The sequence below is a fragment of the Acidilutibacter cellobiosedens genome (assembly GCF_004103715.1).
Classification (GTDB): domain Bacteria; phylum Bacillota; class Clostridia; order Tissierellales; family Acidilutibacteraceae; genus Acidilutibacter; species Acidilutibacter cellobiosedens.
The window spans coordinates 3,597,659-3,622,542 of the sequence record NZ_CP035282.1 but is presented as its reverse complement, the minus strand read 5'-3'; the positions used below and the strand labels follow the sequence as shown (position 1 = coordinate 3,622,542).

Sequence of the window (24,884 nt, the reverse complement as noted above, 5' to 3'; positions counted from 1 at the left end):
AAGGGGGAATTATAAATGTCAGAGCAAAAAAGAATAGAAGATTATAATATAAAAATGGGCAATTTAGCTAAAGGAAAATTAAATAAGATAACAGATGTAAAAGGGGTAAAGGTGGGGCATTGTACTATAGATGACGATAGGAATAAAACAGGTGTTACTGTAGTAATACTATCTGAGAAAAATATATTTAAAAATAAATTAATTGCTGCAGCTTATGTTTTTAACGGTTTCGGAAAGACCACAGGGCTTATCCAGATAGATGAGCTGGGGACTTTGGAGACTCCCATAGCATTGACAAATACATTGAATGTGGGAATTGTTTATGATGGGATTGTAGAATATATGATTCAAGAGTGTAAAAAAGATGGGACTATAATTGAATCTATAAATCCGATAATATGTGAATGTAACGATTCGGGATTAAATGATATAAGAAACAGGGCAGTAAATAAGAATCATGTGTTTGAGGCAATAAATTCTGCCTGTGAAGATTTTGAAGAAGGAGATGTAGGAGCAGGAAAAGGGACGAGTTGTCATCAGTTAAAAGGAGGAATAGGCTCTGCATCCAGAACCATAGATTTAGACGGGAAAAAATATACTGTAGGAGTATTGGTACAATCCAATTACGGACTTCTTGAGGATTTTATTATAAATGGCAATAATATTGGAAAAAAGATATCGTATAAAATGGCAATGGAGGAAGAAATGGATAAAGGCTCAATAATAATGATTGTAGCTACAGATTTACCTGTATCCAGCAGACAATTAAAAAGGATATGCAAAAGGACCAGTATAGGATTATCAAAGCTAGGATCTTATATGGGAAATGGCAGCGGAGAAATTGTCGTTGGATTTTCAACGGCAAATATTATAAATAGTGATGAGAGAGATGATATATTTAACATAAAGATGATAAAAGAAAACAAAATTGATTTGGCCTTTAGAGCGGTGGCAGAAGCATGTGAAGAGGCGATATTGAATTCTATGATTACTGCCCACAGTGTAAGAGGGTATAAAGGCAATATAAGGAGAAGTTTAAAGGAATTTGATGAATATTTATAAATATATTTATTTGGCTAACTTATAAATATTTATAAGTTAGCCAAATTTTTAGATATATTTTTCCATATTCCATATATCCGTTACCCAATCTTCAAAGAATTCTTTTTCATGACAAACTAAAAGTATAGTTCCTTTATAATCGATTAGAGCTTCTTTTAGAGCATTTTTGGCATCCAAATCGAGGTGATTGGTAGGTTCATCTAATAAAAGCCAATTACTGGGAGTCATCATTGATTTGCATAGTCTTACCTTTGATTGTTCTCCACCGCTTAAAGATGAAATTTTTTGCAGAATATGTTCCTGTCTTAAACCGCATTGAGCCAAGACTCCTCTTATTTCTTGCTGTTTTTTTTGAGGGAAGTCCTTCCATATTTCTTCTAAAGGAGTATAGTTCGTGGACTTTGTTTCCTGTTCAAAGTATACGGGGTAAAGATAGTTTCCCATATCTATTTTTCCTGTTAGGGGAGGGATTATTCCCATGATTGTTTTTAGTAAAGTTGATTTTCCGATACCGTTACATCCTACAACAGCAATTTTGTTTCCTCTCATTATCTTGAGATTTAGATTTTTAATAATAGGATAGTAATATCCTATGTTCATGTTAGTACATCTAAAGACCAATTCTCCGGAATTTCTTGCTTCCTGAAAGTTGAAATGGGGTTTTGAAATTTTCAAAGGTTTTTCTATCTTCTCCATCTTTTCCAACTGTTTTCTTCTGCTTTGAGCTCGTTTAGTAGTTGATGCTCTGACGATATTTTTATTTATGAATTCCTCCATCTTATTTATTTCTTTTTGTTGTCTGTTATACATGTCTGTATATCTTTTGGTTTCTTCATCTTTCAGCATTAGAAATTTTTTATAATTTCCAGGGTATCTTTTTAAATATCCAAATTCAATATTAAATATTACATTTGTTATATTGTTGAGAAAAATCGTATCGTGAGATATGACTATGAAGCTGTTAGGATAATTGTTGAGATGATCTGCAAGCCAATCTATATGTTCTTTATCGAGATAGTTAGTAGGTTCATCCAACAGAAGAAGGTCAGGATTCATTAAAAGAAGCTTTGCGAGCTTTAGTTTTGTTCTCTGGCCTCCGCTCAATTTATCCACGGAAGTATCCATCCCTAATTGATACAGTCCCAGGCCTCTTGCCACATTTTCTATTAAGCTGTCTATTTTATAAAAATCGCTTCTGTCAAGCCTGTCTTGGAACTTTCCATATTCATTAAGTAGTTTTTTCATTTTCTCTGAATCTGAATTTGTACAAGACATACTATCTGAAATTTTTATCATTTTTCTTTCAATAAGATATAATTTATCAAAAGCAGATTTCAGCCAATCTTTGATACTATATTCCTTGTTGAATTCAGAATGTTGATCAAGATATCCGATATTTATAGATGACGATTTATAAACGGACCCTTCGTCCGGAACCAAATTTCCCATTAAAATATTAAAGAATGTGGTCTTTCCTGCACCGTTAATTCCGACTAACCCTGCGTGTTCTCCCTTTTGAAGAGCGAAAGATATGTTTTTTAATACCGGTTTATCTCCAAAAGAAAAACTTAAATTTTCAACATTTAAAACACTCATATAAATTCCCTCCTAAATAAAAAAGGAAAGAGAATATTAATATTCTCTTTCCTTAAAGTCATAGTTTTATATTGTCATAAATTGAAACATCATATTAAGAAAGCTTTTTTTGAAACCCAAGTAATGTCAGACATTAGGGCAAATTAAGACTTCCCTTTAAGTTATAAAAAAGAGTTTTAATATATCTCGTGAATTCTTATTAAATTTGTTTGCTTAAAAAAGGGCAGACTTCTCCCTTGGTTTAAGCTAAACAATTTAAAAGAATTCCACACTGATACACTAAACTCTCATCTCCTTTAAAATCAATTATTTATATTATTATACAATATCGCTCAAAAGATGTAAAGGATTTTTAAATATAAACTTTTGGCGCTTTTCATTAAAAATTTAGTAAAACGGGTTAAGTTAATTGTGAGATATCCGATATATAAATAGAAACTTAATTAAAGGATAAAATCCAATTTTGGATTTTGTGAAAGTGAAATTTTAATGAGGCATACTACAGCAATAATATGTATGATACGTTTTTCTATAGCAGGATACTGAAGAACAGTCATGGATACATAAGAGTAGGGTAAGCCAATTGAGAAGGAGGTTTTATATTGTCAAGATCAAAATCGACATGGATCGGATTAATAATTGGTGTAGGATGTATAGCTATTTCAATTATGGCATCAGGTGATATTAGAACATTTTTAAACTTGCCTTCGTTTTGTATTACAATAGGTGGTACGGTGGGAGCTGTTGTTTTATCATTTCCAGTGGACAGGCTAAAAACCCTTAGGCCGGTTATGAAGAAAGCATTTATCAATGAAAAATTTGATGTAGAAAAAGACATTGACACCATAGTAAGCCTTGCTGAAATTACAAGGAAGGAAGGATTTCTTGCCCTTGAAGATACGGTTGATGAAATTACCGATGATAAATTTTTAAAGGAAGGTATAATGCTCATAATAGATGGTGCCGATAAGGATCAGCTCATGGAATCCTTACAAACGGAGATTTATTTTATGAAGCAGAGACATAAGAAAGGGTGGGAAATGCTGGACATGATAGGAAGTGAAGTAACATCTCTTGGCCTTGTAGGGACGTATGTCGGCCTTATTCCTATGCTCATAAATTTAGAGGACCCAACTAAATTAGGGCCTTTAATGGCTATTGAATTGGTCACATCTTTTTATGGAGCTTTTCTTGCTTATGTTATTTTTTTGCCTATGTCTAAAAGGTTAAAGGTTATGAATGCAAACGAGGTAACAAGGAAAGAGTTGTTTATTGAAGGCCTTATGGCTATTGAAGAAAGTCAGAACCCGAAGGTAATCAGAGAAAGGCTTACTTTCTATATGATGTCAAAGGGTGGAAAGGATTTGAGAAGTCAACAAGAAGATAAGTTTAAGATAAAGGAGGTGGCTTAGCCAATTATGAAAATGAGTGGAAGATATGATGATTCTGATGATGATTCTGATGACGAGTCACCAGGTTGGTTAACTTCCTATAGTGATATGATGACTGATTTACTTGCAATATTCGTAATTTTATTTTCATTTGCCATAGCAGATAGAGTAGTAACCTCCAAGGCAGCAGCAAACAGGCCTGCGACTGCTTCAGCTCAAGAGCAGACTGTGGCGACACAGCAGAAGTTTGATAGTTTTGTTGAAGATATAAATTCTTATATTAAGGAGTCTGAGTTTTCTACACAAATAAGTGTTATTGACGAAGGGGAAGGTGTGGTTTTGATACGTATGAGGGATTCTGCTCTTTTTGATTCCGGACAGGCTACTATTGACCCGAAGGCTGAGAAAATACTTAACAATATTTCCAATATACTGGAAAATTATAAAGATTCTATTAATATGGTCCGGATAGAAGGACATACGGATAACCGTCCCATACACAATGAACAGTTCAACAGCAACTGGGAGTTATCTACGAGTCGGGCTGTTAATATTCTTAAACGACTTTTAGAGGTATCTTCGCTTGGAGCGGATAAATTTTCTGCAGTTGGTTATAGTGAATTTCACCCAATTGCCGATAACAATACTGCAATGGGGAGGGCTTTAAACAGGCGTGTGGACTTTATCATCGAGACGAAATGAAATTTACTTTTTATTTAAATAATAGACTGCAAATACAAATTTTAAAGAAACTCAAGCTCATTTTTTATTATAACTAAAAAATAACAGTATAAATTAGTACTGTTATTTTTTTACTGTTATAATAAAAAAATTGGTTAATAACGGAGTTAAAAGTGTTAAATTACTCAACGCTGTTATACCTGTTTGCAATTATTCTTGCTGCCACAGGGAAACAAAAATATTGTGCCGGTGGTTTGAAGTTTAGAGTATTAAAATTTATTTGCCATAATAAACAAAATATTTCCCAGGAAATTAAATGTTCATCTTTTCTAAATATTCGTCATATGTCATATTTTTATCGACAAATCTTTCAGGAGTAATTTCCATTATCCTGTTTGCTATAGTTTGTATAAATTGATGATCATGAGAAGTAAATATCATATTACTTTTATAATCCTTTAATCCATTGTTTAATGCGGTAATTGATTCCAAATCGAGGTGATTGGTGGGTTGATCCAGTATGAGAAAATTGGCGTTTTTAAGCATCATTCTCGAAAGCATACATCTTACTCTTTCTCCGCCTGACAGAACTTTTGCCTTTTTCAAAGCTTCATCGCCGGAAAACAACATCCTTCCCAGAAAACCTCTCAAATAGTTTTCGGACTTTTCTTCCGAGAACTGTCTCATCCAATCTATAAGATTCAAATCCACATCATTAAAAAATTTGGAATTATCATTTGGGAAATAGGACCTGCTAATAGTAATTCCCCACTTATAGCTTCCACTGTCCGGCTCCATTTTACCTGCCAATATTTTAAGTAATGTGGAATTTGCAACATCATTTTCCCCTACAAGGGCAATCTTATCTCCCTTGACAACTCTGAAGCTGATATTTTTTAAAATTTCAACACCATTTATACTTTTAGATAATCCTTCTACGGAGAGTATTTCATTTCCTACTTCCCTATCTATTTGAAACGAAATAAAAGGATATCTTCTGTTTGAAGGTTGTATTTCGTCTATAGTTAGTTTTTCCAACAATTTTTTACGGGAAGTAGCCTGCCTTGATTTAGAAGCATTAGCACTGAATCTTGCGATAAATTCTTGAAGTTCCTTAGCTTTTTCCTCTTTTTTCTTATTTTGATCCTTCATCATTTGAAGGGCCAACTGGCTGGATTCGTACCAGAAATCATAATTACCGGCATATAATTTAATTTTTCCATAATCAATATCCGCCATATAGGTACAGACTTCGTTTAAGAAATGTCTATCATGAGATACAACGATTACGGTACCTTTAAAATCGATAATAAAATTTTGCAGCCATGTAATAGATTTAATGTCGAGATAATTTGTCGGTTCATCCAAAATAAGTATTCCGGGTTTTCCAAACAAAGCTTGGGCTAAAAGCACTCTCATTTTTTCATTACCTGATAGCTCGGATATCTTTTTACTATGCAATTCTATATCTATTCCTAATCCTTGAAGGAGAGATGAAGCTTCCGATTCAGCCGTCCACCCGTCCAGTTCTGTAAATTCCGCTTCCAATTCAGCCGCTTTTATGCCATCTTCATCGTTAAAATTCGGTTTTGCGTATATTATGTCTTTTTCCTTCATTATCTCATAAAGCCTTGCGTTTCCCATTATTACCGTATCCAATACATTGAAATTTTCGTATTGAAAATGATCCTGCCTCAAGACAGACATACGGGTATTCGGAGAAATACTTACTTCTCCTGTATTGGGTTCTATTTCTCCGGATAATATTTTTAAGAAAGTACTCTTTCCGGCACCGTTGGCTCCGATTACACCATAGCAATTGCCGGGAGTAAACTTTAAATTTACATCTTCAAAAAGTTTTTGATCTTTATATCTTAAACTTACATTATTAACAGTTATCATAATACTTACCTTTCCTTTCGATATTTAAAAACCATTTAGTTATTATACCATAAATTTATTGTGTTTTCATTAAATTATTGTTTATTTTAAGCCGGAAAGCTTTTTCTTTTATTGCATTTATTAATGAGATATGTATATAATGTTATTAATTATAAATGCTTTTTAAATAAATCTAAAAGGAGAAATCATAAATTATGAAAAAAGTTAAAAATGTAATTTTATTGATTTCTTTAATAATCGGATTATATGTATTGATAATTATACCAAAAACAAAAACCGTTTATGAGCCAATCAATCCTTATACTGAACCATCTGCTGAAACAGAATATATTGAAGATCCTGTTGAAGAAGAAAATTTTAAAGATAACTTAATACCTAATTTTAGCGGTTCTGCATATGTGATATTACTTAGATGATAATTTTTTCAATAAATATAATATACAGATTTTGTATAAAGTTTGTATACTATGCGCCTGACAGTAACAGGTTTGTTCCGAAGAAAACCAGATTTCGTGAAAAAGATGAAGATTATATTGAATTTGATCTATAAAATTTAACATTTGTGGAGAGGATGATTTATATGGATTTCATTGAACTTGCAAAAAAGCGTTATTCCACGCGAAATTTTAATAACAAAAAAGTGGAACAGGTAAAACTTGAAAAGATTTTGGAAGCCGGCAGGGTAGCTCCCACTGCTGCCAATCTGCAGCCTCAAAGGATATTGGTCATTAAAACGGAAGCAGGATTAGAAAAGCTTAAAAAAGCCGGAAATGTATACGGAGCACAGCTTGCTTTTGTGGTTTGTGCCGATCATTCTTTTAGCTGGAAGAGAGCTTTTGATGGAAAGGATACAGCAGAAATTGATGCTTCAATTGTCGCAACTCATATGATTCTGGAAGCCACTGATCTTGGGCTTAATTCTATATGGGTAGGTTATTTCAAACCGGATGTAATTAAGGCAGAGTTTGCACTTCCTGAAGGAGTTGAGCCTATAAACATATTGGGCATTGGATATTCCGATGAAGAGAGAAAATCTCCTGACAGACACAATACAGAACGCAAACCCCTTACAGAAACAGTACGTTATGAAACATTTTGACTATTTACCTCTATTTGCATGCAGTAAAGCATATAGAGGTTTTTTATAACCCATAGGGAAATTATGATTGCCTAATGTAAAATTTTCATAAGGCAGGTTTTAAAAATGGTTTCTTTAATGGATTAATGCTTAGATAGAAGTCTTTTTTAACTATTATTTACCTGAATTTATAGAGCATAAAGTTATTGCGGTGGAAACTGAGAATACCTTCATCGCGCAGTTTACACAGTTCATTTGACATAGCACTCCTGTCAACACAAAGATAATCGGCAAGTTCCTGTCGGTTAAATGGAATTGTAAATTCATTATTGCCCTTTATAGCTGCTTGTTCTGAGAGATAGGACAACAGCTTTTCTTTTGTAGTTCGCTTGGACAGGTGCTCGATTTTTCCGCTCAGCATAATATTCTTATCTGCTAAAATTGCCATCATATTTTTAATCAATTTAGCATGGAAAACACAAGCAGAAGAACATGTAGTGATAATCCGATGGTAATCGACAAACAGGATGACACTTTCTGATATGGAAGATACAGTAATCGGGAGTGTTTTTATATTGGAACAGACAAAGGCCTCCGCAAAAAGATTGCCCTTCTCAAATCGAGCTAAAATTGTACGATTTCCTGATATGTCTTCCCGCATTATTTGTACACATCCTGACAGTACAATTCCGACCTCGGTAACCGATTGACCTGCCATCAGTATGATTTCATTTTTTTTGTAGCTTTTCTTATGGGCATTTAAGCATTTGAGCATTGTGTTTATTTCCACTTCATTTATATCCTTAAAAAGAGGAACGATTTTTAAAACTTTTAAATATTCTTTCATATTTTCTCCTTTTACGTTGTAAAAACAACAGATTTAATGATTTTATTATAATATAATGAAATCGAAAAATCAAGGAAAGAGAAAGGATGAAACGGTTATGATTCGTAAAATTATAAAAATTGATGAAACGAAATGTAATGGCTGTGGAATGTGTGCTGATGCTTGTAATGAAGGAGCTATTGCAATTATAAATGGTAAAGCGAAACTTATCCGTGATGATTACTGCGACGGATTGGGAAATTGTCTACCCGTTTGTCCGACTGGGGCTATATCCTTTGAAGAGCGGGAAGCTTTGGCATATAACGAAGAAGCGGTTAATCACCGCATTGGAGGCTGTCCCGGCAGTATGGCAAAGGCAATCCAGCCAAAGCCTGAATCTGTCGATAATTTTGAAGCCGTACAAAGCAAACTTATGCAGTGGCCTGTACAAATTAAATTGGTTCCGGTAAATGCACCTTATTTTAATAATGCGAACTTGCTTATAGCTGCGGACTGTACTGCATTTGCCTATGGTGATTTTCACCGTAAGTTTATTAAGAATCACATTACTTTAATTGGATGTCCCAAGTTAGACGAAGGCGATTATGCTGAAAAGTTAACAGAAATATTTAAGAATAACAATATAAAAAGTGTTAAGGTAGTTCGTATGCAGGTACCATGTTGTGGCGGTATCGAAAATGCGGTAAAGAAAGCACTTATTAACAGTAAAAAAATGATTCCGTGGCAGGTTGTAATTATATCTATAGATGGTCAAATTTTAGAAGAATAGGAGGAAGGTTATTATGGAAGAAGTTTTTATTAAAAATATTTTGCATGAAACAGTGTTATCATTGGCAGATCAAGTGCAGGTTCAACCAGGACAAATTGTCAGTAAAACATTGGCACAGAATGAGTACGTAAGTATTACATTATTTGCCTTTGATAAAAACGAGGAAATTAGTACTCATGATTCAGATGGTGATGCTATGGTGACTGTTTTAGAAGGTAACGGCCTATTTGTAGTAGATGGTAAAGAGCATCTGGTAAAAAAAGGGGAGACATTGGTTATGCCTGCCAATAAACCTCACAGAGTTTTTGCTAAGGAAATGTTTAAGATGATGTTGACTGTTATATTTCCGTTTGAAAAAAGTAATCAAAAAAATCAAATAAAAATGGAGGGGTAAATATGTCAAATATGTTTTGTTTTCAATGTGAGCAAACTGCAGGTTGCAAAGGTTGTACCGGAACACAAGGTGTATGCGGCAAAAAAGAGGATACCGCTATTTTACAGGATGAATTAACCGGAGCTCTTATAGGTCTTGCTCGTGTGGCAGATGTTAGTGAACCTACTTCATCCACTCATCGTGCTATGATTGAAGGACTTTTTACTACTGTTACCAATGTAAATTTTGATAATAATGCAGTACAGCGTCAGATTGATGCGGTCCGCCGAGAAAGGAAAAAGCTGACTTCACAGTGTAGTAGTGTTGAGTATGATATGAAAGAATTGTGGAATGAAAGTGAAGATATCCGCTCTCTTAAATCCCTTATTCTCTTTGGGCTTCGAGGAATGGCAGCCTATGCTTTTCATGCATTGGTATTAGGATATACGGACAATGAGGTTAATCAGTTCTTTTACAAAGGATTACGGGCTGTTGGAGATGATTTAGGAATGGATGAATTGTTTCCTATTGTGATGGAGACCGGGAAGGTAAATCTTAAATGTATGGAACTGTTGGATAAAGCCAATACTGAAACATACGGGAATCCGATTCCTACTACTGTTCCATTGAAGATTGAAAAAGGGCCCTTTATTGTAATTTCCGGACATGATCTCCGTGATCTGTATTTATTACTGGAACAGACTAAGGGGAAAGGTATTAATATTTATACTCATGGAGAGATGCTTCCGGCTCATGCTTATCCAAAATTAAAAGCATATTCTCATTTAAAAGGGAATTTTGGTACTGCATGGCAGAATCAGCAGAAGGAATTCGCAAACATCCCTGCTCCTGTACTATTTACTACGAACTGTTTAATGCCTGTAAAGGATAGTTATCGAGACCGTATTTTTACTACTGAAGTAGTAGCTTATCCAAATATGGTTCATATAGGAGAAGATAAAGATTTTACTCCGGTTATAGAGAAAGCGCTGGAGTTAGGAGGATACAAGGAAGATAAGATTATGTTAGGCATTAACGGCGGTACTCAAGTGACTACAGGTTTTGGGCATGGTACAGTGTTATCCGTTGCCGATAAAGTGGTTGATTCAATAAAAAACGGTGATATTAAGCATATTTTTTTAGTCGGAGGATGTGATGGTGCAAAACCCGGACGTAATTATTATACCGAATTTGTTAAGAAGGCACCTAAAGATAGCATTATTTTAACTCTTGCTTGTGGTAAATACCGTTTTAATGATTTGGATTTGGGCAGCATCAACGGATTACCTCGACTAATGGATATGGGGCAGTGCAATGACGCTTATAGTGCTATTCGTGTAGCCGTTGCTTTAGCGGGAGTATTTAAATGTAATGTAAATGACTTACCGTTGACTTTAGTTTTATCCTGGTATGAACAGAAAGCAGTTTGTATCCTATTATCACTTTTATCTCTTGGCATCAAAAATATTTATATTGGGCCGTCACTTCCGGCATTTATATCTCCAGGAGTTCTTGATGTTTTAGTAAATAATTATAGTTTGACACCTGTATCTACGCCGGAAGAAGATTTAAAAAATATTCTTGGTTAATTGAGAATAAGATTTCTTAAATATATTTTTATGGGGTTTCCTGATGTTCTAAGATTAGATAACGGGAAATCCCATTTTTTATTGAATTATATGATATAATAACAAATAGTTTTAAATGTTGGTTATTTGTACCTTTTATGATAGAAATAAAAAATGGAAAATATACTTATTTTAAAGGAAATATATCTAATTTAAGCATATATACTAATAAAAATGGTGAAAATAAATTTAGCTTCAAAAACAGATAGAGAATTTAAACGAAAAACTCTGAATAATAAGTGAGAGTAGTGAAAAGGAGAGGGGATAATAAATGAATTACTATGGAGTGATTATAGGAATCGGGACGTTTTTAATTATTGGAATCTTACATCCGGTTGTTATAAAGGCAGAATATTACATAGGCTCAAGAGTATGGCCGTTGTTCTTGATAACAGGTTTATTATGTGTTTGTTTATCGTTTTTTTCTGATATGTTGATTTTATCGTCACTTTTATCTATATTAGGATTTTCGTTACTGTGGAGCATTCGAGAGCTTTTTGAACAAGAGAGAAGGGTAAAAAAAGGATGGTTTCCAAAGAATCCAAAGAGAGACCAAATGATATATAAATCTCCACAAAGCAGGATTAGAAATTGATAGATAAAAAAGCAGATAGCCTTATTAGAGATAAGATTATCTGCTTTTTTATATCCACATTATGATGATAATGATTCCATTGTTTTTTGAAAAAAATACCGTTATAATTAATTTAAGAATATTTTCATTTCATAAAGAGCTCTTCTTTATTCTCGGATTTTAAAGTTAAATTGTATTCTTTTCATTTCTGAAAAGATGAGGGGGAAATATAAGATGAATAGATGTGATTGGTGCAAATCAGATGAACTTTATATAAAATATCATGACGAGGAATGGGGAGTACCTGTTCATGATGATAAAAAACATTTTGAATTTTTGTTGCTGGAATCAGCTCAATCTGGTTTAAGCTGGATAACTATCTTAAGGAAAAGAGAAAATTACAGAAAGGCCTATGATAATTTTGACCCAGAGAAGGTAGCTTGTTATGATGAGGAAAAGATTGAAGAATTGCTTACAAATCCGGGAATTATCAGAAATAAAAAGAAAATCCAATCTTCTATCACTAATGCAAGGAGATTTATAGAGATACAAAGAGAATTTGGCAGTTTTGATAATTATATTTGGAATTTTGTAAACTGGAGACCTGTTATCAATAGCTACCAAGACATATCGGAAATACCGGCGACTTCGGATTTATCAGATTTAATAAGCAAAGATTTGAAGAAAAGGGGTTTTAAATTTTTAGGTTCTATTACGGTCTACGCTCACCTGCAAGCTACAGGTATTGTCAATGATCACATAGACTCATGCTTTAGAAAAAATTGTTCTACAATTAAGGGATAAATATTAAAATGTATTGAAACAGTAGGCCGTTTTGAAATTTGGCCTAAATTACTATTTTATATGAATCTTTAAAATACCATTTATGGGAAAGGAGAAAATGAAGATGTTTTATTTGGGTGAACCACTTACGTATAGTAAATTTCAATTAAAAAACAGACTAGTTATGCCGCCTATGGCGACAGCAAAATCTGATGAAGACGGAAGGATCAGCCAAGATATTTTAGATTATTATGACGAAAAGTCGAGGGGAGGATATATATCTCTTGTTATTATTGAACACAGTTATGTTTCTCAGCAGGGGAAGGCAAACCATAACCAGATTTCCGTTGCCGAGGATTATTTAGTGGAAGATTTAAAGAAGTTGGCCGACATTATTCATGGGAATGGTTCCAAGACAGTTATGCAGATTAATCATGCCGGAAGTGAAACTTTAAGAGAAGTTATAGGAATGGAGCCGGTGGGGCCTTCACCAGTGAAAAATCCGTCGAGAAAAGATACGGCAATACCTCAAGAGTTATCAAAAAATGATATTGAAAGAATTATAGATGATTTTAAGCACGCTGCGGTTAGAGTAAAAAATGCCGGATTTGATGGTGTAGAGCTTCATTCTGCTCATGGATATTTATTAAACCAGTTTTTATCTCCTATTACAAATAAGAGGACTGATGAATATGGAGGGGGCATTGAAGGCAGGGTGAAAATTCATTCAGAGATCATAAGGGCAGTTCGCAAAGCGGTCGGAGAAGACTTTCCTATTCTTTTGCGTTTCGGTGCGACAGATCATATGGAAGGCGGAATTACAACAGAGGATATTAAAACCGCTGCTGAGATATTTGAAAGAGCCGGAGTTGATATGCTGGATATTTCAGGAGGAATGTGTAGATATACTATACCCGGTGTAAATGAACCGGGCTATTTTTCACCACAATCCGAAGCAATCAAAGAGGTTGTTTCTATTCCCGTAATCTTGACCGGTGGGATTAAGACAGCAGATGAAGCAGAAGCCATTCTTCGAGAAAAAAAGGCAGATTTGATCGGAGTAGGTAGAGCGATATATAGAGATTCCAATTGGGCCAGAAATGCTATGGAAAGGTAATAAAACATTGCATTATAATAATATTCTTAAAATTATAAAGCAGGAGCCGTGATTTACTGAATACATGACTCCGAAAATTCATGTGTTATGCTTAGAAATAGGAAGTCATAACACAGAACGGAGGGAGTCAAAATGGGTAAGATAGCAATTTACCCAAGAGTTTCATCAGAGAAGCAAGCAAGTGAGGATAGATATTCACTTGCTGTGCAAAAAGAACGATGTGAAGCCTTGCTTATATCACAAGGTTACAAAAGAGAGGATTTTGTTTATTATTGTGACGCAGGAATTTCTGGCATAACAATTGAAGAAAGAGACGAATTAAAAGAATTATTAAAACGACTGCAGGAACCTGATAACAATATTGAAGGCGTTTGTTGCTATGATTTATCCCGTATAAGCCGTTCTATTAGTCACACTTTAGAGATTTTCAAACTTCTCAAAGAGAATAATTTGCGTTTGTTTACTTGTGATGGGGCATTCATGGGGATATAAATTCTCAAAATGCCAAGATAATGGTTAGCATATATAGTATGTTAAATGAACTTTTCATCGACCAGTTGAGAGAACGTGTTAAGGCTGGTTTAGAAAAATCAGTGCAGGCCGGAAACTACTTTGGTGGCCCCGCACCGCATGGTTATCGATACGAATTTTATTCTACAAGTCAACAAGAAAATAATGATTTCAAACAAGATAAAAAAACAAAAAAGAAGGATATAAAAAAACGATTAGTAATAGATGAAAATGAAAAACAAATTATAGAACTTATATTTCATCTCTTTACAGATGAGAAACACAGTATAAAAAATGTTGCACAATACCTTAATCTCAATGGCTATCGAACAAGGCAAGGTAAACAATTTGCAACTGCTACTGTCCAAAAAATTCTGGAGAACCCTTTGTATTGTGGGCGATTGTTTTGGGCTAAGAGAAAACAAAAGAAAAAGACAGATGCAGGCGTAAGAATTTGGGAAAAAACAACTATCTATGATATAGATTTACATGACTTACCAGTCGGCAATCATGAACCTATTATAACAGAAGAATTCTTTTTACAAACACTTGAAAGATTGCGTGATAGAAGAAAAATACGAAAAAACTTGGACATGGCAGAAGCAATGTCTGCAATTACAAAACAGGAATATTTTGATGCACATAAAAAGATGTTTATAAATATACTTCACTGTCCGAATTGTGGTGGTAAAATGACTTCAAGTTTACAACCATCTCCCATATTGGCTGACGGTACAAGAAAACCTGCGAAAGTGTATTACAAATGCAGTACATTCAACGCAGGAAAAGATTATTGTGATGGATACTATAGCGTTCAAGAGGAAAGAGTATTCAACCTGATTAAAGAAGATTTCTTCAAAAGGCTGAAAGAGGCTTTTTTACTTGTTAAAGAGTATCAAAACTACTTAAAAGAAAGAAATGGAACAAAAGAAGAAATGCTTTATGATGCAGAAGTAGGCAAAATTAAAGACGAAATCAAAAATCTTGAGAAAAATGAAAGTAGGCTTCTTACAAGGCTGGATAATCTAATAGATAGACAGTTAGAGGAAGAAATAGGTTCTTTAAAATACAATCGTATAGAAAAGATGATAAAAGATACAGAAAAAGAAATAGAAAAAGTTAAAAAATTAAAGGAAGAACAACAAAAAAAGATACTACAAGCAGAAAGACGAAGAGAAGCATTACTTTCAGAAGCAAAAGAGCAGGAGGACTTTGAGAATATAGAAGAATATTTTCATTCTTTAACTCTTCTACAAAAAAGAGAGTTGCTTGAAAAGATTTACAGCAAAATTGTAATAGATACTATTTCAAATGCGAAATTTGGCCCTAAACGGCTAAGACTGAAAGAAGTTATATATAATCAATACAGCAGTGTATATGGATTATGTAAAATTTTGGGTGTACAGGATTTCCATGAGTTTAACGAGTATCTTAAAACTAAAGGTCGGCAGGAACTTAATTTGCTAGAAAGATATTTTGGAGATGCTGAAGAATATATAGCAGAAACTCAAAAACATAATCATAGTGTAAAATTTAAACAGTATTTTGAAGAAATGGATGCTGCTATAGATAAATTTAATGATGAGTTCATAGAACAATTTATTGATGAAAGTTTTGAGAAAACCGGGCAAGTGTCAGAAAAGACACTTGATGAAGTGATGCAAGATGTTGATAAAACATATGAGGAATTTAAATTTAAGTATTTCTTAAAAAAAATACTGCAAAATAAAAATGCTCTTACCTAAAGGGTAAGGGCTATTTATTTTTTCACTAAAAAATTTTTATTTAGAATAACATGAGAATCCTGAGAATGATATGAAATTAGCCATTTGATTGGACTTTTTATACTATTTTTATTTTACTTGTGAGTCTGTTTTTCCAAGAGAGAATAGAATACCATTTTAGACTAAAAAAAGCCCTTATTTTTTTGTGATATAATATGTCTTATTTATTTGAAGGGGTGTTTATTATGGATAGTACGAATTTTGAAACTTTTTTCAAAAAAGTATGGGACAAAAGTAATATCTTGATTGATGCGAATAATTTCAATTTAAAAATTTTAACTGCTATTTTATTTATTGGAAGGCATCAAATTGAACTAGGCGAAGAAATAACGTTCAATTTAAATCAAATTAGAGAATTGCTTGGCCTTGAAGATTCTATATATACCTATCATCGAATTGAAAATGCTATTTTCTACTTTAAAATCAATTTCTATAAATGTAAACTGAAAAATAACAGAGAACGGATTGCCCATGCTATTAAAGCATTTGAAAAACCAATGAATGATATTTACTTTAATAAAGAGTGGAGGGTTGAAATCGATAGTGTTCTCCGAGAACAGATTCTCCAATCTAATTTTCATAATTTGTGTACAGAAATGGAGAAATGAAATAATATTCCTATCTACTATGCTATTTAGCATGTTATGCAAGGGAGATAAAGAAAAGCCTAGAGGAATTAAGAATACCAATTAGAAAAAACTTTTCAATATCAAAGCAGGGCAAAGATTTTGATTTTATCATTGGATACTATGTATACATTACTATTTTCTCGGCTATTCGATAAATTCTATCAGAGTTATTGGAGTATAAATTAAACATACTATGAGCGGTGATATATATAAAAAATAAGAAAGAAAAGGGGTGTAAAGAGATATGGAGGGTACTTTTGAAAATACTCTGCAAGAACATTTTATAAAAGCAGAATTAATAGCAGAAATGTCTTGTACACTGCAAATTGTAAAGAGGCTTAAAGGAATGGGTTTTAATGTAAAACAAGTTTTAAAAATTATTGAGTTGCCCGAAAGTGCTGTTTTAAGGGTTTTTACCGGAAAAGAAGACATCAGAAAAATTGCAGAAGATACTGTTAAGCAGCAAATAGCAGAAAATGACGGTAAAATCCCGGGATATAGGGACTTTATAAAATGGGTAGAAAATGCACTACAGTATTTCGAGCCAGAAGAGGATAGGGAAGAACTAATACCAGTGGAAGAACCACAGAGGCTCACTTGTGAACAGTGGGCACAGTATACTCCATATGAGAATAAACTGGAACTTTTTGATGGACAAGCGCTGGCAGACTTAAGAGAACGAGAAAATATGATAATTGCCCTTATATACAACATTGGACTGAAGCACTTAGTTAAAATACTACCTTCAGAATCTAAAATAATATTAAAAGAACTATTGGATAAACAACAGTTATAACTAATTGTTACCTTATTAAAACAGGCAAATGAAGTTAAAGTCATTAAATTAGTCTATACAAAGAAAAAAGATAATAAAGAGCAAAAAATAATTCTGTATAAATTGTAATAATTTAATAAAATTTGTAAAGAAGCAAAAATATTAACAAAATACTTGAAATAGTTCATTATGATTTATTACTCTATTATTCCATCATTATACCTGCATTAAGGATTAATATAATAATTGAATAAGGTATTTATTGTAAAAAAGGCATTTTTAAAATGCCTTTTTTACATTTTCAATGCTATCTATTATTCAAATTTCTAATTCTTGGACATTTATGATAAAATATTGTTAAGTGTGGCATCTATGTTTAGGATTTAAATATTAGGACCGGGGTGATATTGGTGAACAAGAAGGATTTATCTGAAAGGGATATATGTTCTAAATACATAACCCCCGCTTTAATAAATGCAGGATGGGATTTAGAAAGACAAATTAGAGAAGAAGTTACCTTTACCGACGGAAGAATTATCGTCAGAAAAAAATTGGTTACAAGAGGAGAAAGGAAAAGAGCAGATTATATACTATATTATAAATCCAATATACCTCTTGCTATCATAGAAGCAAAAGACAATAAGCATCCAGTAGGGGCTGGTATGCAGCAAGCATTGGATTACGCTGAAATACTGGATATTCCTTTTGCCTTTTCAAGTAATGGAGATGCATTTTTAGAACACGACAGAACTATTAAAGAAGGGAAAAAAGAAAGAGAAATACCTCTTAACCGGTTCCCATCTCCTGAGGAATTGTGGAATAGATATAAAAGTGCAAAAGGAATCACTGAGAAAGAAGAAGCAATCGTTACACAGGAATATTATTTTGAGCAAGATGGAAAGACTCCTAGATATTACCAGCGAATTGCTATAAACAGAACGATAGAGGCGATTGCCAAAGGACAAAAGCGAATTCTGCTTGTTATGGCTACTGGTACTGGGAAAACTTATACAGCCTTCCAAATTATCTATAGGCTTTGGAAATCAAGGGCTAAAAAGAGAATCCTATTTTTAGCCGATAGAAATATATTGGTAGACCAGACGATGGCAAATGATTTTAAATATTTCGGCGATAAAATGACGAAAATCACTAACAGAAAGATAGATAAAGCCCATGAAATTTATTTGGCACTATATCAAGGAATTTCAGGTGAAAATGAATTTAAAAATGTATATAAGCAATTCTCACCAGACTTTTTTGATTTAGTTATTATTGACGAGTGCCATAGAGGAAGTGCCAAAGAGGATTCCGCCTGGAGGGAAATTTTGGAATACTTTTCTCCTGCCACCCAAATAGGGCTTACGGCAACACCTAAGGAAACAAAGGACGTGTCTAATATAGAATACTTTGGTGAACCTATTTACGTCTACTCATTAAAGCAGGGAATCGAAGATGGTTTCCTTGCTCCATACAAGGTTATAAGAGTAATATTGGATAGAGATGTAGAAGGTTATAGGCCCGAAAAAGGGAAAAGGGACAAGTATGGCTTTGAAATTGAAGATAGAGAATATAATATAAAGGATTTTGATAAAAACTTAGTCATTGAAAACCGGACAGAGATTGTTGCCAAAAAAGTGTCTGATTACTTAAAAAAGAATAATTCCAGGTTTGCAAAGACAATTTTCTTTTGTGTAGATATTGAGCATGCTGAAAGAATGAGACAGGCACTTGTCAATGAAAATGCGGATTTAGTAGCGGAGAATCCCAAATATGTCATGAGAATTACAGGGGATAACGAAGAAGGAAAGGCTGAACTGGATAATTTTATTGACCCTGCAAGCAAATACCCTGTTTTGGTTACAACAAGCAAACTAATGACAACTGGAGTAGATGCTCAGACTTGCCAGTTCATTGTATTAGATGCTAATATCAATAGTATGATTGAATTCAAACAAATCATAGGTAGGGGTACAAGAATAAGAGAAGATTATGGAAAGCAATATTTTACCATTATAGACTTCAGAGGAGTTACTAAATTATTTGCAGACCCAGACTTCGATGGAGACCCTGTAAGCGTTAAAACTACGAAAGGAGACATTCCTACAGAAGACGAGGAAGAAGGTATAGGTGGAGTAGGAAAACCAGACGAGGACTATAATACTGAAGATGGTAACAAAGGTGATATTCCTCACGATATTATAGAGGGCGGGAATATAAATGAAACTCCGGCCAAGTACTATGTAGATGATGTTCCTGTAAAGGTAATACATGAGAGGGTTTATTATTACGATAAAAATGGCAAATTGATAACTGAATCACTGGTTTCCTACACCAGGAAAAACTTAAAAAATGAATTTAAAACCCTTGATGAATTCCTTAGAAAATGGAATGAAGCAAGATAGAAAAGAGGCAATCATAAAGGAATTAGAAGAACGAGGAGTATTTTTTGAAGAACTGAAAGATGAGGTAGGAAAAGATTTAGACCCCTTTGATTTGATTTGCCACATAGCCTTTGACATGCCTCCTCTCACAAGAAGAGAAAGGGCTAATAATGTAATGAAAAAAAACTATTTTACAAAGTATGGCGAGAGTGCGAGGGAAGTATTGGTCATATGTCAAGATTTAGTACAAATTAAAATGAGAAAAATATCCTCATATTAACCAGCTAATAGTAAGCTGTCATTCTGTACTTTAGCATACAGCTTCTCGAAATCATCCGGTGACATATAGTCGCAATGACTGTGAATTCGTTTTGTATTATAAAAGGCTTCAATATATTCAAATACAAGCTTGTATGCCTGTTGATAATTACGAATTTTAAATCGATTTAGCCACTCACGTTTGATTATTGCATGAAACGATTCAATACAGGCATTATCCCATGGAAAAGCCTTTTTTGAATAGCTTCTCTGCATTTTAGCAGCAGCTTTTATATATTCATTGGAAACATACTGGCTTCTGCGGTCACTATGTAAAATAAGTGGCAGGTCTGTATTTCTCCTCGCTTTAGCTTTGTTTATTGTATTTATTACGCAGGAAACTTCCATCGTTTTTGAAAGCATCCATGCAGTGATTTTTCTGGAATATAGATCCATAATGCTTATTAGATAGACGAATCCTCTTGTTGCCCAGATATAAGTAATATCGCTGTACCATACTGCATTTGGACGGTCAGGGTTGAATTTCTCATCAAGAATATTATGAAGCTTCGTACTAAAATCGGAATCTTTGGCTGTTGCAGTCCATGGCTTTATCTACTGAGCTTTAATACCCATTTCCTTCATATATTTGCCTACGGTACGTTCAGAGATGGTTTCACCTTCCTGCTGAAGCTTTTGGGTAATCTTTGGTGCACCATAATTCTGCTTTGAATCATCGTATATATCCTTGATTTTAACTTTAACAGCCTCTTTGCGCTTTTGTGTATCAGAGGGCACACGTTTCTGCCAGGCAAGGTATCCAGAGCGTGAAACGCCTAAAATTTTCAGCATTCCGGAGACGGAAACCCGGCGATTTTCTTTTTTGGCAGCCTCCGTCTTTTCAGAAACTTCATGATAAATAGCTTCTGTTATCTTCCCAGAATGCTTATAGCTTTTTTTAAGACATCAAGGGCATCCTTTGTGTCACGAAGTTCACGCTTAAGACATGCTATTTCTTTTTCATCGTCGGAAGAATAATTCCCGGAGCCACGGCACACAATCTCTCCACTTTGTTCAAGTCCCTTCTTCCATCTGGAAAGGCTCTGCTGGCTGATACCAAGGTTTTCAGCACAACCTATAAGGCCAAGATCCTTGTGATCCTGATAATACTGGATTGCATCCAGTTTGAATTGTTTATCATATTGTTTAGCCATAATGAGTTCCTCCTTCTATGATACATACATTGTACCATAATTTATATTTATTTTGGATTTTCTCATTTTGACTTGTACTATTTATATTCTAACACCAGTAAATTAAAATCGATAAACATGGTGAGCAACTATCTTCAGAACAATTAGCGGAGAAAGTTGCGCAAATAGGTGTAAGTGGTAATAGTCATATTACTATATTTTTGGGTGAGGATGATATCGAAGCAGACTATGTATTATCTATTTCCCGGATGGATATTGATATTAATATATTATTAATTATTATTTATGAACAAATTTACAGGGCTTACCGTATCATTAACAATGCACCTTACCACAAATAGAATAACACAAAATAAGCGCCAAAAGCATTAATCGCACAGCATAAGTTCCAAGAACTAATTCGCACAATATAAGTGCCAAAAACACTTTATCGCACACTATACGTGCCAGAAATCATAAAAATTAAGAAATCGTACATTATGTGCCAAAAACGCTTAATCTCACACTATGCGTGCCAAAAATTAATACATTAAAGAAATCTCATACTATAAGTGCCAAAAAAGCGCTATAATAAAAATCGCACAATATAAGTGCCAAAATAATTAATAAATATAGAGTCATGTATTCAGTAATAAACGGCGTACCATAAGTGAGCATAGGCCAGACTTAACCCTATAACATCAGTATAACATAATATATTAGAAGGGTGGTTAATTTTATTTATTTGGGGGGAAAAAGATGTTATTGTATAGATTTAAATCTGCAAGAAGCATACTGGAGCAGTATCATGAATTAGAAAATCAAACAATTCACTTTTCACCAAGGGAGGATTTAAACGACCCACTAGAAGGTTATATTAACATGTATTGGCAGGGTGATATTATTGCATGGAAAGGATTATTTAAGAATTATATTATTTGTCTGGAAAGTGCCTTTTCAATGTATCGTTTAGGAGCCCAAAAACAGCAATTACGTAAAATTCCTATATTTTTAGTTGAGAGTATGTTACCTACGGAATCATATAAAGAATTAAGTCGTGAGATAACCAATGAATTTATTAAATCATCAACCGTTGACAAGATTATTTCCACGTTGGGGAATAATAATATTAAGGCTACAAGAGATGATTTGAGGTTATTTTTATCTATAATACATAATGATGGTTTAAAAATAATTATGAAATACCATTGTTTGCATGGTTTTATGGAAAAATCAGAGTGGGGTAATTTTGAAAAATATGCACCAAGTTCTGAGCAAATGGACAAACTTTTAAATTCATATTTAAGAATTCAAGTTGACGAAACAGATAAAAAGGAAGTTTTACTTAAAATTTCTAGTAGTATATTAGAGGAAATGTTTTTACATGGCAAAGTTTTAATAGATATAACTAACAACGAGAAAAGAATGGATTTTTATTATCTCTTTTACGAATTCCCATTTAATTATTTACAACAGATAGAAAATCTGATTCATCCACAATGTTATATGGCATGTTTTTCTGGAAATTATTCTAACTCATCTATGTGGGGAAATTACGCTGATAAACATAGGGGTATATGTATGATTTTTAAAACAACTGAAGATAAAAATGATTCATATATTCCGATTGAAAGACCGTGTAGTTTTGATAGTAATGGTGTTCATAAATATTATATTAATACAAAGTTAGAAAAGGTAGTTTATGGTAGCAATTATACTACTATTAACTTTTTCGAAATGCTTGGGAGATTAAATGGAAATCAAATAAAATATTGGTTTACAGACGGTAATAAAAGGAGCAATGTTTTAGACAAAATAGAGAGAGATAAAGATGAATGGAGAAAAATCTATTGGGAACTATTTAATAAACGTTATTATACAAAAACAAAAGAATGGGAGTTTGAAGAGGAGTATAGATTACGTATAGAAAATACGTTCTTTGATTATGATTCAAATGAGAGTAGAGACCTAAAATACCCCTTTGATTGTTTAGAAGGAATAATTTTTGGCATAGAAACATCAGAAATAGACAAAGCGAGAATTCTTGAAATTATTTCAAAAAAATGTGTTGAAAATAAAAGGAAGGATTTTAAGATTTACCAGGCGTATTTTGATGAAGAATCAAAATCGATTAAAAGTAGTGAATTAAAAACTATTGAAAGAAATGTTATAGAGGGAAGATACATTAAAAAGGTGGATTTAAGGGAAAGATTGCAACAAAAGGTATTGCAAGCACTTGATAAGTTATATGAAAGAGATGAATACCTAATAAGAAATAATATAAATGAAAATCGTCAAAATCATGTTAGTAAGAGGGCAATTGTATTTCGTTTAGGCATTTATTTAGAGGAAGTATTAAGATTTGATAGCGAATTTGCTAAGTATAATCTAGATAATGAGTATAATAGGAATATTGGTGAAGTAAAACAGTTGCCTGAACACGAAAATGGAGTATATCCTGATTTAATTTTACATAAGAGAGGAAATAATGATGATAACATATTAGTAATTGAAGTTAAGACATGGTGGAATCAAGATATTAGTGAAGATATAAAAAAATTGCAGGTTTTCACCGACAGTACTGGAAAGTATAAATATAAATTTGGATTATCTATTACAATTGGTAAGTACAAACCTAAGTTAATTTGGTTTGAAAATGGAGTTGAGATAGTTCCTAATGATAATAAAATAAAAGAAGTTATAGAATAAAGGTGTAAAAAGTAAAGCAAGGACTGAGATTGAGAGAACATTGATAGGAATGTCAAGTCATTTTATTATCAATAATGTAGTCATGTATTTGGTAATACACGGTGAATATCAAACTATCTTGGGTGACAATTTGGTTGGAATTTATGTACATGGCTCTATAGCATTTGGATGCTTTCATGAAGAAAAAAGCGACATTGATTTTATAGCGGTAATATAATCTAAAATTGATAGTCCGACAAAATTAAAAATACTTAATTGTTTGAAGGAGATTTGGCCCTTTTGTCCTCCAAAGGGAATAGAAATGAGTATAGTATTGAAAAAGTACTGTTTGAATTTTCAATATCCTACTCCTTATGAATTACATTTTTCAAAGGATTGGTTAAAAACATATTTGTTAAGTCAGATGGTGATGTGTGGGGATGAGCTGAAAAAGGATAAAGATTTAGCAGCCCATTTTACGGTAATACGTAATTGCGGAATTGTGCTGTGGGGCGAACCAATTCAAGAAGTTTTTGGAGAAGTCTCAAGAGACTTTTATATTGACAGCATCAAAGGCGATATTTTAAATGCTGATGAAGAAATATTAAAAAATACTACCTACATTACATTAAATTTATGCAGAGTATTGGCTTATTTGCAAGATAATAAAATTTTATCAAAGGAACAGGGCGGGAAATGGGCCTTAAAAAATATTGATGATAAATATCATTTATTGATAAAAGAAGCTTTAAACGATTATCGGGTAATGAGTCAAGTTAATGTAAAGGATGATGTTAAAGTATCTTTTAGTAAATTTATGATGAACGAAATAATGAAGCTATCTGAGAAATAAACACCAAAGGCA

27 protein-coding genes are annotated in these 24,884 nt (G+C 33.2%); 21 read left to right on the top strand and 6 right to left on the bottom strand.

The window, feature by feature from the left end; all coding sequences use genetic code 11:
• The first annotated feature begins 15 nt into the window (after positions 1 to 15).
• On the top strand, positions 16 to 1,062 hold the full coding sequence (locus tag EQM13_RS17490; protein WP_128753373.1) for a P1 family peptidase: 1,047 nt from the start codon (positions 16 to 18) through the stop codon (positions 1,060 to 1,062).
• Positions 1,063 to 1,110: 48 nt separating this feature from the next.
• Here the strand turns inward: EQM13_RS17490 and EQM13_RS17485 are convergent, their stop codons facing one another.
• Positions 1,111 to 2,658, bottom strand: a complete 1,548-nt coding sequence (locus tag EQM13_RS17485; RefSeq protein WP_128753372.1) for an ABC-F family ATP-binding cassette domain-containing protein — start codon at positions 2,656 to 2,658, stop codon at positions 1,111 to 1,113.
• Between the two features lie 602 nt (positions 2,659 to 3,260).
• On the opposite strand from EQM13_RS17485, the gene EQM13_RS17480 reads away from it, so the two are divergent.
• Both EQM13_RS17480 and EQM13_RS17475 read left to right on the top strand, forming a co-directional pair.
• Positions 3,261 to 4,070: a motility protein A gene (locus EQM13_RS17480; protein WP_083381805.1), complete on the top strand. Its 810-nt coding sequence runs from the start codon at positions 3,261 to 3,263 to the stop codon at positions 4,068 to 4,070.
• Positions 4,071 to 4,076: 6 nt separating this feature from the next.
• On the top strand, positions 4,077 to 4,751 hold the full coding sequence (locus tag EQM13_RS17475; RefSeq protein WP_071139442.1) for an OmpA/MotB family protein: 675 nt from the start codon (positions 4,077 to 4,079) through the stop codon (positions 4,749 to 4,751).
• A gap of 291 nt (positions 4,752 to 5,042) precedes the next feature.
• On the opposite strand, the gene EQM13_RS17470 is transcribed toward EQM13_RS17475, so the two are convergent.
• The gene (locus tag EQM13_RS17470; protein WP_071139441.1) at positions 5,043 to 6,632 is read right to left on the bottom strand and encodes an ABC-F family ATP-binding cassette domain-containing protein; all 1,590 of its coding nucleotides are present in this window, start codon (positions 6,630 to 6,632) and stop codon (positions 5,043 to 5,045) included.
• Between the two features lie 194 nt (positions 6,633 to 6,826).
• On the opposite strand from EQM13_RS17470, the gene EQM13_RS17465 reads away from it, so the two are divergent.
• Both EQM13_RS17465 and EQM13_RS17460 read left to right on the top strand, forming a co-directional pair.
• Positions 6,827 to 7,048 carry a hypothetical protein gene (locus EQM13_RS17465; RefSeq protein ID WP_128753371.1) on the top strand — a complete coding sequence of 74 codons (222 nt, stop codon included), beginning with the start codon at positions 6,827 to 6,829 and terminating at the stop codon, positions 7,046 to 7,048.
• A gap of 164 nt (positions 7,049 to 7,212) precedes the next feature.
• On the top strand, positions 7,213 to 7,731 hold the full coding sequence (locus tag EQM13_RS17460) for a nitroreductase family protein (RefSeq protein WP_071139439.1): 519 nt from the start codon (positions 7,213 to 7,215) through the stop codon (positions 7,729 to 7,731).
• A gap of 157 nt (positions 7,732 to 7,888) precedes the next feature.
• Here EQM13_RS17460 and EQM13_RS17455 read toward each other — a convergent pair whose 3' ends face one another.
• Positions 7,889 to 8,557, bottom strand: a complete 669-nt coding sequence (locus EQM13_RS17455) for a Crp/Fnr family transcriptional regulator (protein WP_071139438.1) — start codon at positions 8,555 to 8,557, stop codon at positions 7,889 to 7,891.
• A gap of 55 nt (positions 8,558 to 8,612) precedes the next feature.
• Here EQM13_RS17455 and EQM13_RS17450 point away from each other — a divergent pair, with 55 nt between their 5' ends.
• From EQM13_RS17450 to EQM13_RS18635, 12 genes are all read left to right on the top strand, one after another.
• The gene (locus EQM13_RS17450; RefSeq protein ID WP_200796043.1) at positions 8,613 to 9,326 is read left to right on the top strand and encodes an ATP-binding protein; all 714 of its coding nucleotides are present in this window, start codon (positions 8,613 to 8,615) and stop codon (positions 9,324 to 9,326) included.
• A 13-nt stretch (positions 9,327 to 9,339) separates the two neighbouring features.
• Positions 9,340 to 9,720 carry a cupin domain-containing protein gene (locus EQM13_RS17445; protein ID WP_071139436.1) on the top strand — a complete coding sequence of 127 codons (381 nt, stop codon included), beginning with the start codon at positions 9,340 to 9,342 and terminating at the stop codon, positions 9,718 to 9,720.
• 2 nt (positions 9,721 to 9,722) lie between these two features.
• Positions 9,723 to 11,288 carry a hydroxylamine reductase gene (gene hcp, locus EQM13_RS17440; RefSeq protein ID WP_071139435.1) on the top strand — a complete coding sequence of 522 codons (1,566 nt, stop codon included), beginning with the start codon at positions 9,723 to 9,725 and terminating at the stop codon, positions 11,286 to 11,288.
• Positions 11,289 to 11,598: 310 nt separating this feature from the next.
• Entirely contained in the window at positions 11,599 to 11,922 is a 324-nt protein-coding gene (locus tag EQM13_RS17435) for a DUF4491 family protein (RefSeq protein ID WP_071139434.1), read from the top strand.
• Between the two features lie 213 nt (positions 11,923 to 12,135).
• Entirely contained in the window at positions 12,136 to 12,705 is a 570-nt protein-coding gene (locus EQM13_RS17430; protein WP_128753370.1) for a DNA-3-methyladenine glycosylase I, read from the top strand.
• A gap of 103 nt (positions 12,706 to 12,808) precedes the next feature.
• Positions 12,809 to 13,801: an NADH:flavin oxidoreductase gene (locus EQM13_RS17425; protein ID WP_071139432.1), complete on the top strand. Its 993-nt coding sequence runs from the start codon at positions 12,809 to 12,811 to the stop codon at positions 13,799 to 13,801.
• Between the two features lie 132 nt (positions 13,802 to 13,933).
• Positions 13,934 to 14,293, top strand: coding sequence for a recombinase family protein (locus EQM13_RS17420; RefSeq protein WP_128753369.1), 360 nt, complete (start codon positions 13,934 to 13,936; stop codon positions 14,291 to 14,293).
• A 38-nt stretch (positions 14,294 to 14,331) separates the two neighbouring features.
• Positions 14,332 to 16,056, top strand: coding sequence for a recombinase family protein (locus EQM13_RS17415; protein WP_161567305.1), 1,725 nt, complete (start codon positions 14,332 to 14,334; stop codon positions 16,054 to 16,056).
• Between the two features lie 224 nt (positions 16,057 to 16,280).
• A complete protein-coding gene (locus EQM13_RS17410; RefSeq protein WP_128753367.1) occupies positions 16,281 to 16,703 on the top strand; it encodes a hypothetical protein in 423 nt (140 codons plus the stop codon).
• Between the two features lie 265 nt (positions 16,704 to 16,968).
• Complete coding sequence (locus tag EQM13_RS17405) at positions 16,969 to 17,520, top strand: hypothetical protein (RefSeq protein WP_128753366.1); 552 nt, start codon at positions 16,969 to 16,971, stop codon at positions 17,518 to 17,520.
• Positions 17,521 to 17,909: 389 nt separating this feature from the next.
• On the top strand, positions 17,910 to 19,901 hold the full coding sequence (hsdR, locus tag EQM13_RS17400; RefSeq protein WP_206172755.1) for an EcoAI/FtnUII family type I restriction enzme subunit R: 1,992 nt from the start codon (positions 17,910 to 17,912) through the stop codon (positions 19,899 to 19,901).
• Positions 19,867 to 20,160 (top strand): type I restriction-modification enzyme R subunit C-terminal domain-containing protein, encoded by a 294-nt coding sequence (locus tag EQM13_RS18635; protein WP_206172754.1) that lies wholly within the window; start codon positions 19,867 to 19,869, stop codon positions 20,158 to 20,160. The genes hsdR and EQM13_RS18635 overlap by 35 nt, the downstream gene beginning before the upstream one ends.
• Here EQM13_RS18635 and EQM13_RS17395 read toward each other — a convergent pair.
• The 3 genes from EQM13_RS17395 to EQM13_RS17390 all read right to left on the bottom strand — a co-directional run bounded on the left by EQM13_RS17395 (position 20,157) and on the right by EQM13_RS17390 (position 21,352).
• A complete protein-coding gene (locus tag EQM13_RS17395; protein ID WP_206173024.1) occupies positions 20,157 to 20,753 on the bottom strand; it encodes an IS3 family transposase in 597 nt (198 codons plus the stop codon). The two genes, EQM13_RS18635 and EQM13_RS17395, sit on opposite strands and share 4 nt — an antisense overlap.
• Positions 20,754 to 20,990: an IS3 family transposase gene (locus EQM13_RS18630; RefSeq protein ID WP_206172753.1), complete on the bottom strand. Its 237-nt coding sequence runs from the start codon at positions 20,988 to 20,990 to the stop codon at positions 20,754 to 20,756. It lies immediately after the preceding gene.
• 77 nt (positions 20,991 to 21,067) lie between these two features.
• Positions 21,068 to 21,352, bottom strand: a complete 285-nt coding sequence (locus tag EQM13_RS17390; RefSeq protein ID WP_206172752.1) for a helix-turn-helix domain-containing protein — start codon at positions 21,350 to 21,352, stop codon at positions 21,068 to 21,070.
• Positions 21,353 to 21,453: 101 nt separating this feature from the next.
• Here EQM13_RS17390 and EQM13_RS19090 point away from each other — a divergent pair, with 101 nt between their 5' ends.
• From EQM13_RS19090 to EQM13_RS17375, 4 genes are all read left to right on the top strand, one after another.
• Entirely contained in the window at positions 21,454 to 21,693 is a 240-nt protein-coding gene (locus EQM13_RS19090; protein WP_128753520.1) for a 23S rRNA (pseudouridine(1915)-N(3))-methyltransferase RlmH, read from the top strand.
• 397 nt (positions 21,694 to 22,090) lie between these two features.
• Entirely contained in the window at positions 22,091 to 24,040 is a 1,950-nt protein-coding gene (locus EQM13_RS17380) for a DUF2971 domain-containing protein (RefSeq protein ID WP_128753364.1), read from the top strand.
• Positions 24,041 to 24,089: 49 nt separating this feature from the next.
• Positions 24,090 to 24,257: a hypothetical protein gene (locus EQM13_RS18350; protein ID WP_161567304.1), complete on the top strand. Its 168-nt coding sequence runs from the start codon at positions 24,090 to 24,092 to the stop codon at positions 24,255 to 24,257.
• A gap of 111 nt (positions 24,258 to 24,368) precedes the next feature.
• Positions 24,369 to 24,872 carry a DUF4111 domain-containing protein gene (locus tag EQM13_RS17375; RefSeq protein WP_161567303.1) on the top strand — a complete coding sequence of 168 codons (504 nt, stop codon included), beginning with the start codon at positions 24,369 to 24,371 and terminating at the stop codon, positions 24,870 to 24,872.
• The last annotated feature ends 12 nt before the right edge of the window (positions 24,873 to 24,884 follow it).

Coding starts and splice junctions, on each gene's coding strand:
- EQM13_RS17490 (WP_128753373.1), top strand. CDS start 16: ATGTCAGAGCAAAAAAGAATAGAAGATTATAATATAAAAATGGGCAAT.
- EQM13_RS17485 (WP_128753372.1), bottom strand. CDS start 2,658: ATGAGTGTTTTAAATGTTGAAAATTTAAGTTTTTCTTTTGGAGATAAA.
- EQM13_RS17475 (WP_071139442.1), top strand. CDS start 4,077: ATGAAAATGAGTGGAAGATATGATGATTCTGATGATGATTCTGATGAC.
- EQM13_RS17470 (WP_071139441.1), bottom strand. CDS start 6,632: ATGATAACTGTTAATAATGTAAGTTTAAGATATAAAGATCAAAAACTT.
- EQM13_RS17465 (WP_128753371.1), top strand. CDS start 6,827: ATGAAAAAAGTTAAAAATGTAATTTTATTGATTTCTTTAATAATCGGA.
- EQM13_RS17460 (WP_071139439.1), top strand. CDS start 7,213: ATGGATTTCATTGAACTTGCAAAAAAGCGTTATTCCACGCGAAATTTT.
- EQM13_RS17455 (WP_071139438.1), bottom strand. CDS start 8,557: ATGAAAGAATATTTAAAAGTTTTAAAAATCGTTCCTCTTTTTAAGGAT.
- EQM13_RS17450 (WP_200796043.1), top strand. CDS start 8,613: ATGAAATCGAAAAATCAAGGAAAGAGAAAGGATGAAACGGTTATGATT.
- EQM13_RS17445 (WP_071139436.1), top strand. CDS start 9,340: ATGGAAGAAGTTTTTATTAAAAATATTTTGCATGAAACAGTGTTATCA.
- hcp (WP_071139435.1), top strand. CDS start 9,723: ATGTCAAATATGTTTTGTTTTCAATGTGAGCAAACTGCAGGTTGCAAA.
- EQM13_RS17435 (WP_071139434.1), top strand. CDS start 11,599: ATGAATTACTATGGAGTGATTATAGGAATCGGGACGTTTTTAATTATT.
- EQM13_RS17430 (WP_128753370.1), top strand. CDS start 12,136: ATGAATAGATGTGATTGGTGCAAATCAGATGAACTTTATATAAAATAT.
- EQM13_RS17425 (WP_071139432.1), top strand. CDS start 12,809: ATGTTTTATTTGGGTGAACCACTTACGTATAGTAAATTTCAATTAAAA.
- EQM13_RS17420 (WP_128753369.1), top strand. CDS start 13,934: ATGGGTAAGATAGCAATTTACCCAAGAGTTTCATCAGAGAAGCAAGCA.
- EQM13_RS17415 (WP_161567305.1), top strand. CDS start 14,332: ATGTTAAATGAACTTTTCATCGACCAGTTGAGAGAACGTGTTAAGGCT.
- EQM13_RS17410 (WP_128753367.1), top strand. CDS start 16,281: ATGGATAGTACGAATTTTGAAACTTTTTTCAAAAAAGTATGGGACAAA.
- EQM13_RS17405 (WP_128753366.1), top strand. CDS start 16,969: ATGGAGGGTACTTTTGAAAATACTCTGCAAGAACATTTTATAAAAGCA.
- EQM13_RS18635 (WP_206172754.1), top strand. CDS start 19,867: ATGAATTCCTTAGAAAATGGAATGAAGCAAGATAGAAAAGAGGCAATC.
- EQM13_RS18630 (WP_206172753.1), bottom strand. CDS start 20,990: ATGCTGAAAATTTTAGGCGTTTCACGCTCTGGATACCTTGCCTGGCAG.
- EQM13_RS17390 (WP_206172752.1), bottom strand. CDS start 21,352: ATGGCTAAACAATATGATAAACAATTCAAACTGGATGCAATCCAGTAT.
- EQM13_RS17380 (WP_128753364.1), top strand. CDS start 22,091: ATGTTATTGTATAGATTTAAATCTGCAAGAAGCATACTGGAGCAGTAT.
- EQM13_RS18350 (WP_161567304.1), top strand. CDS start 24,090: ATGTCAAGTCATTTTATTATCAATAATGTAGTCATGTATTTGGTAATA.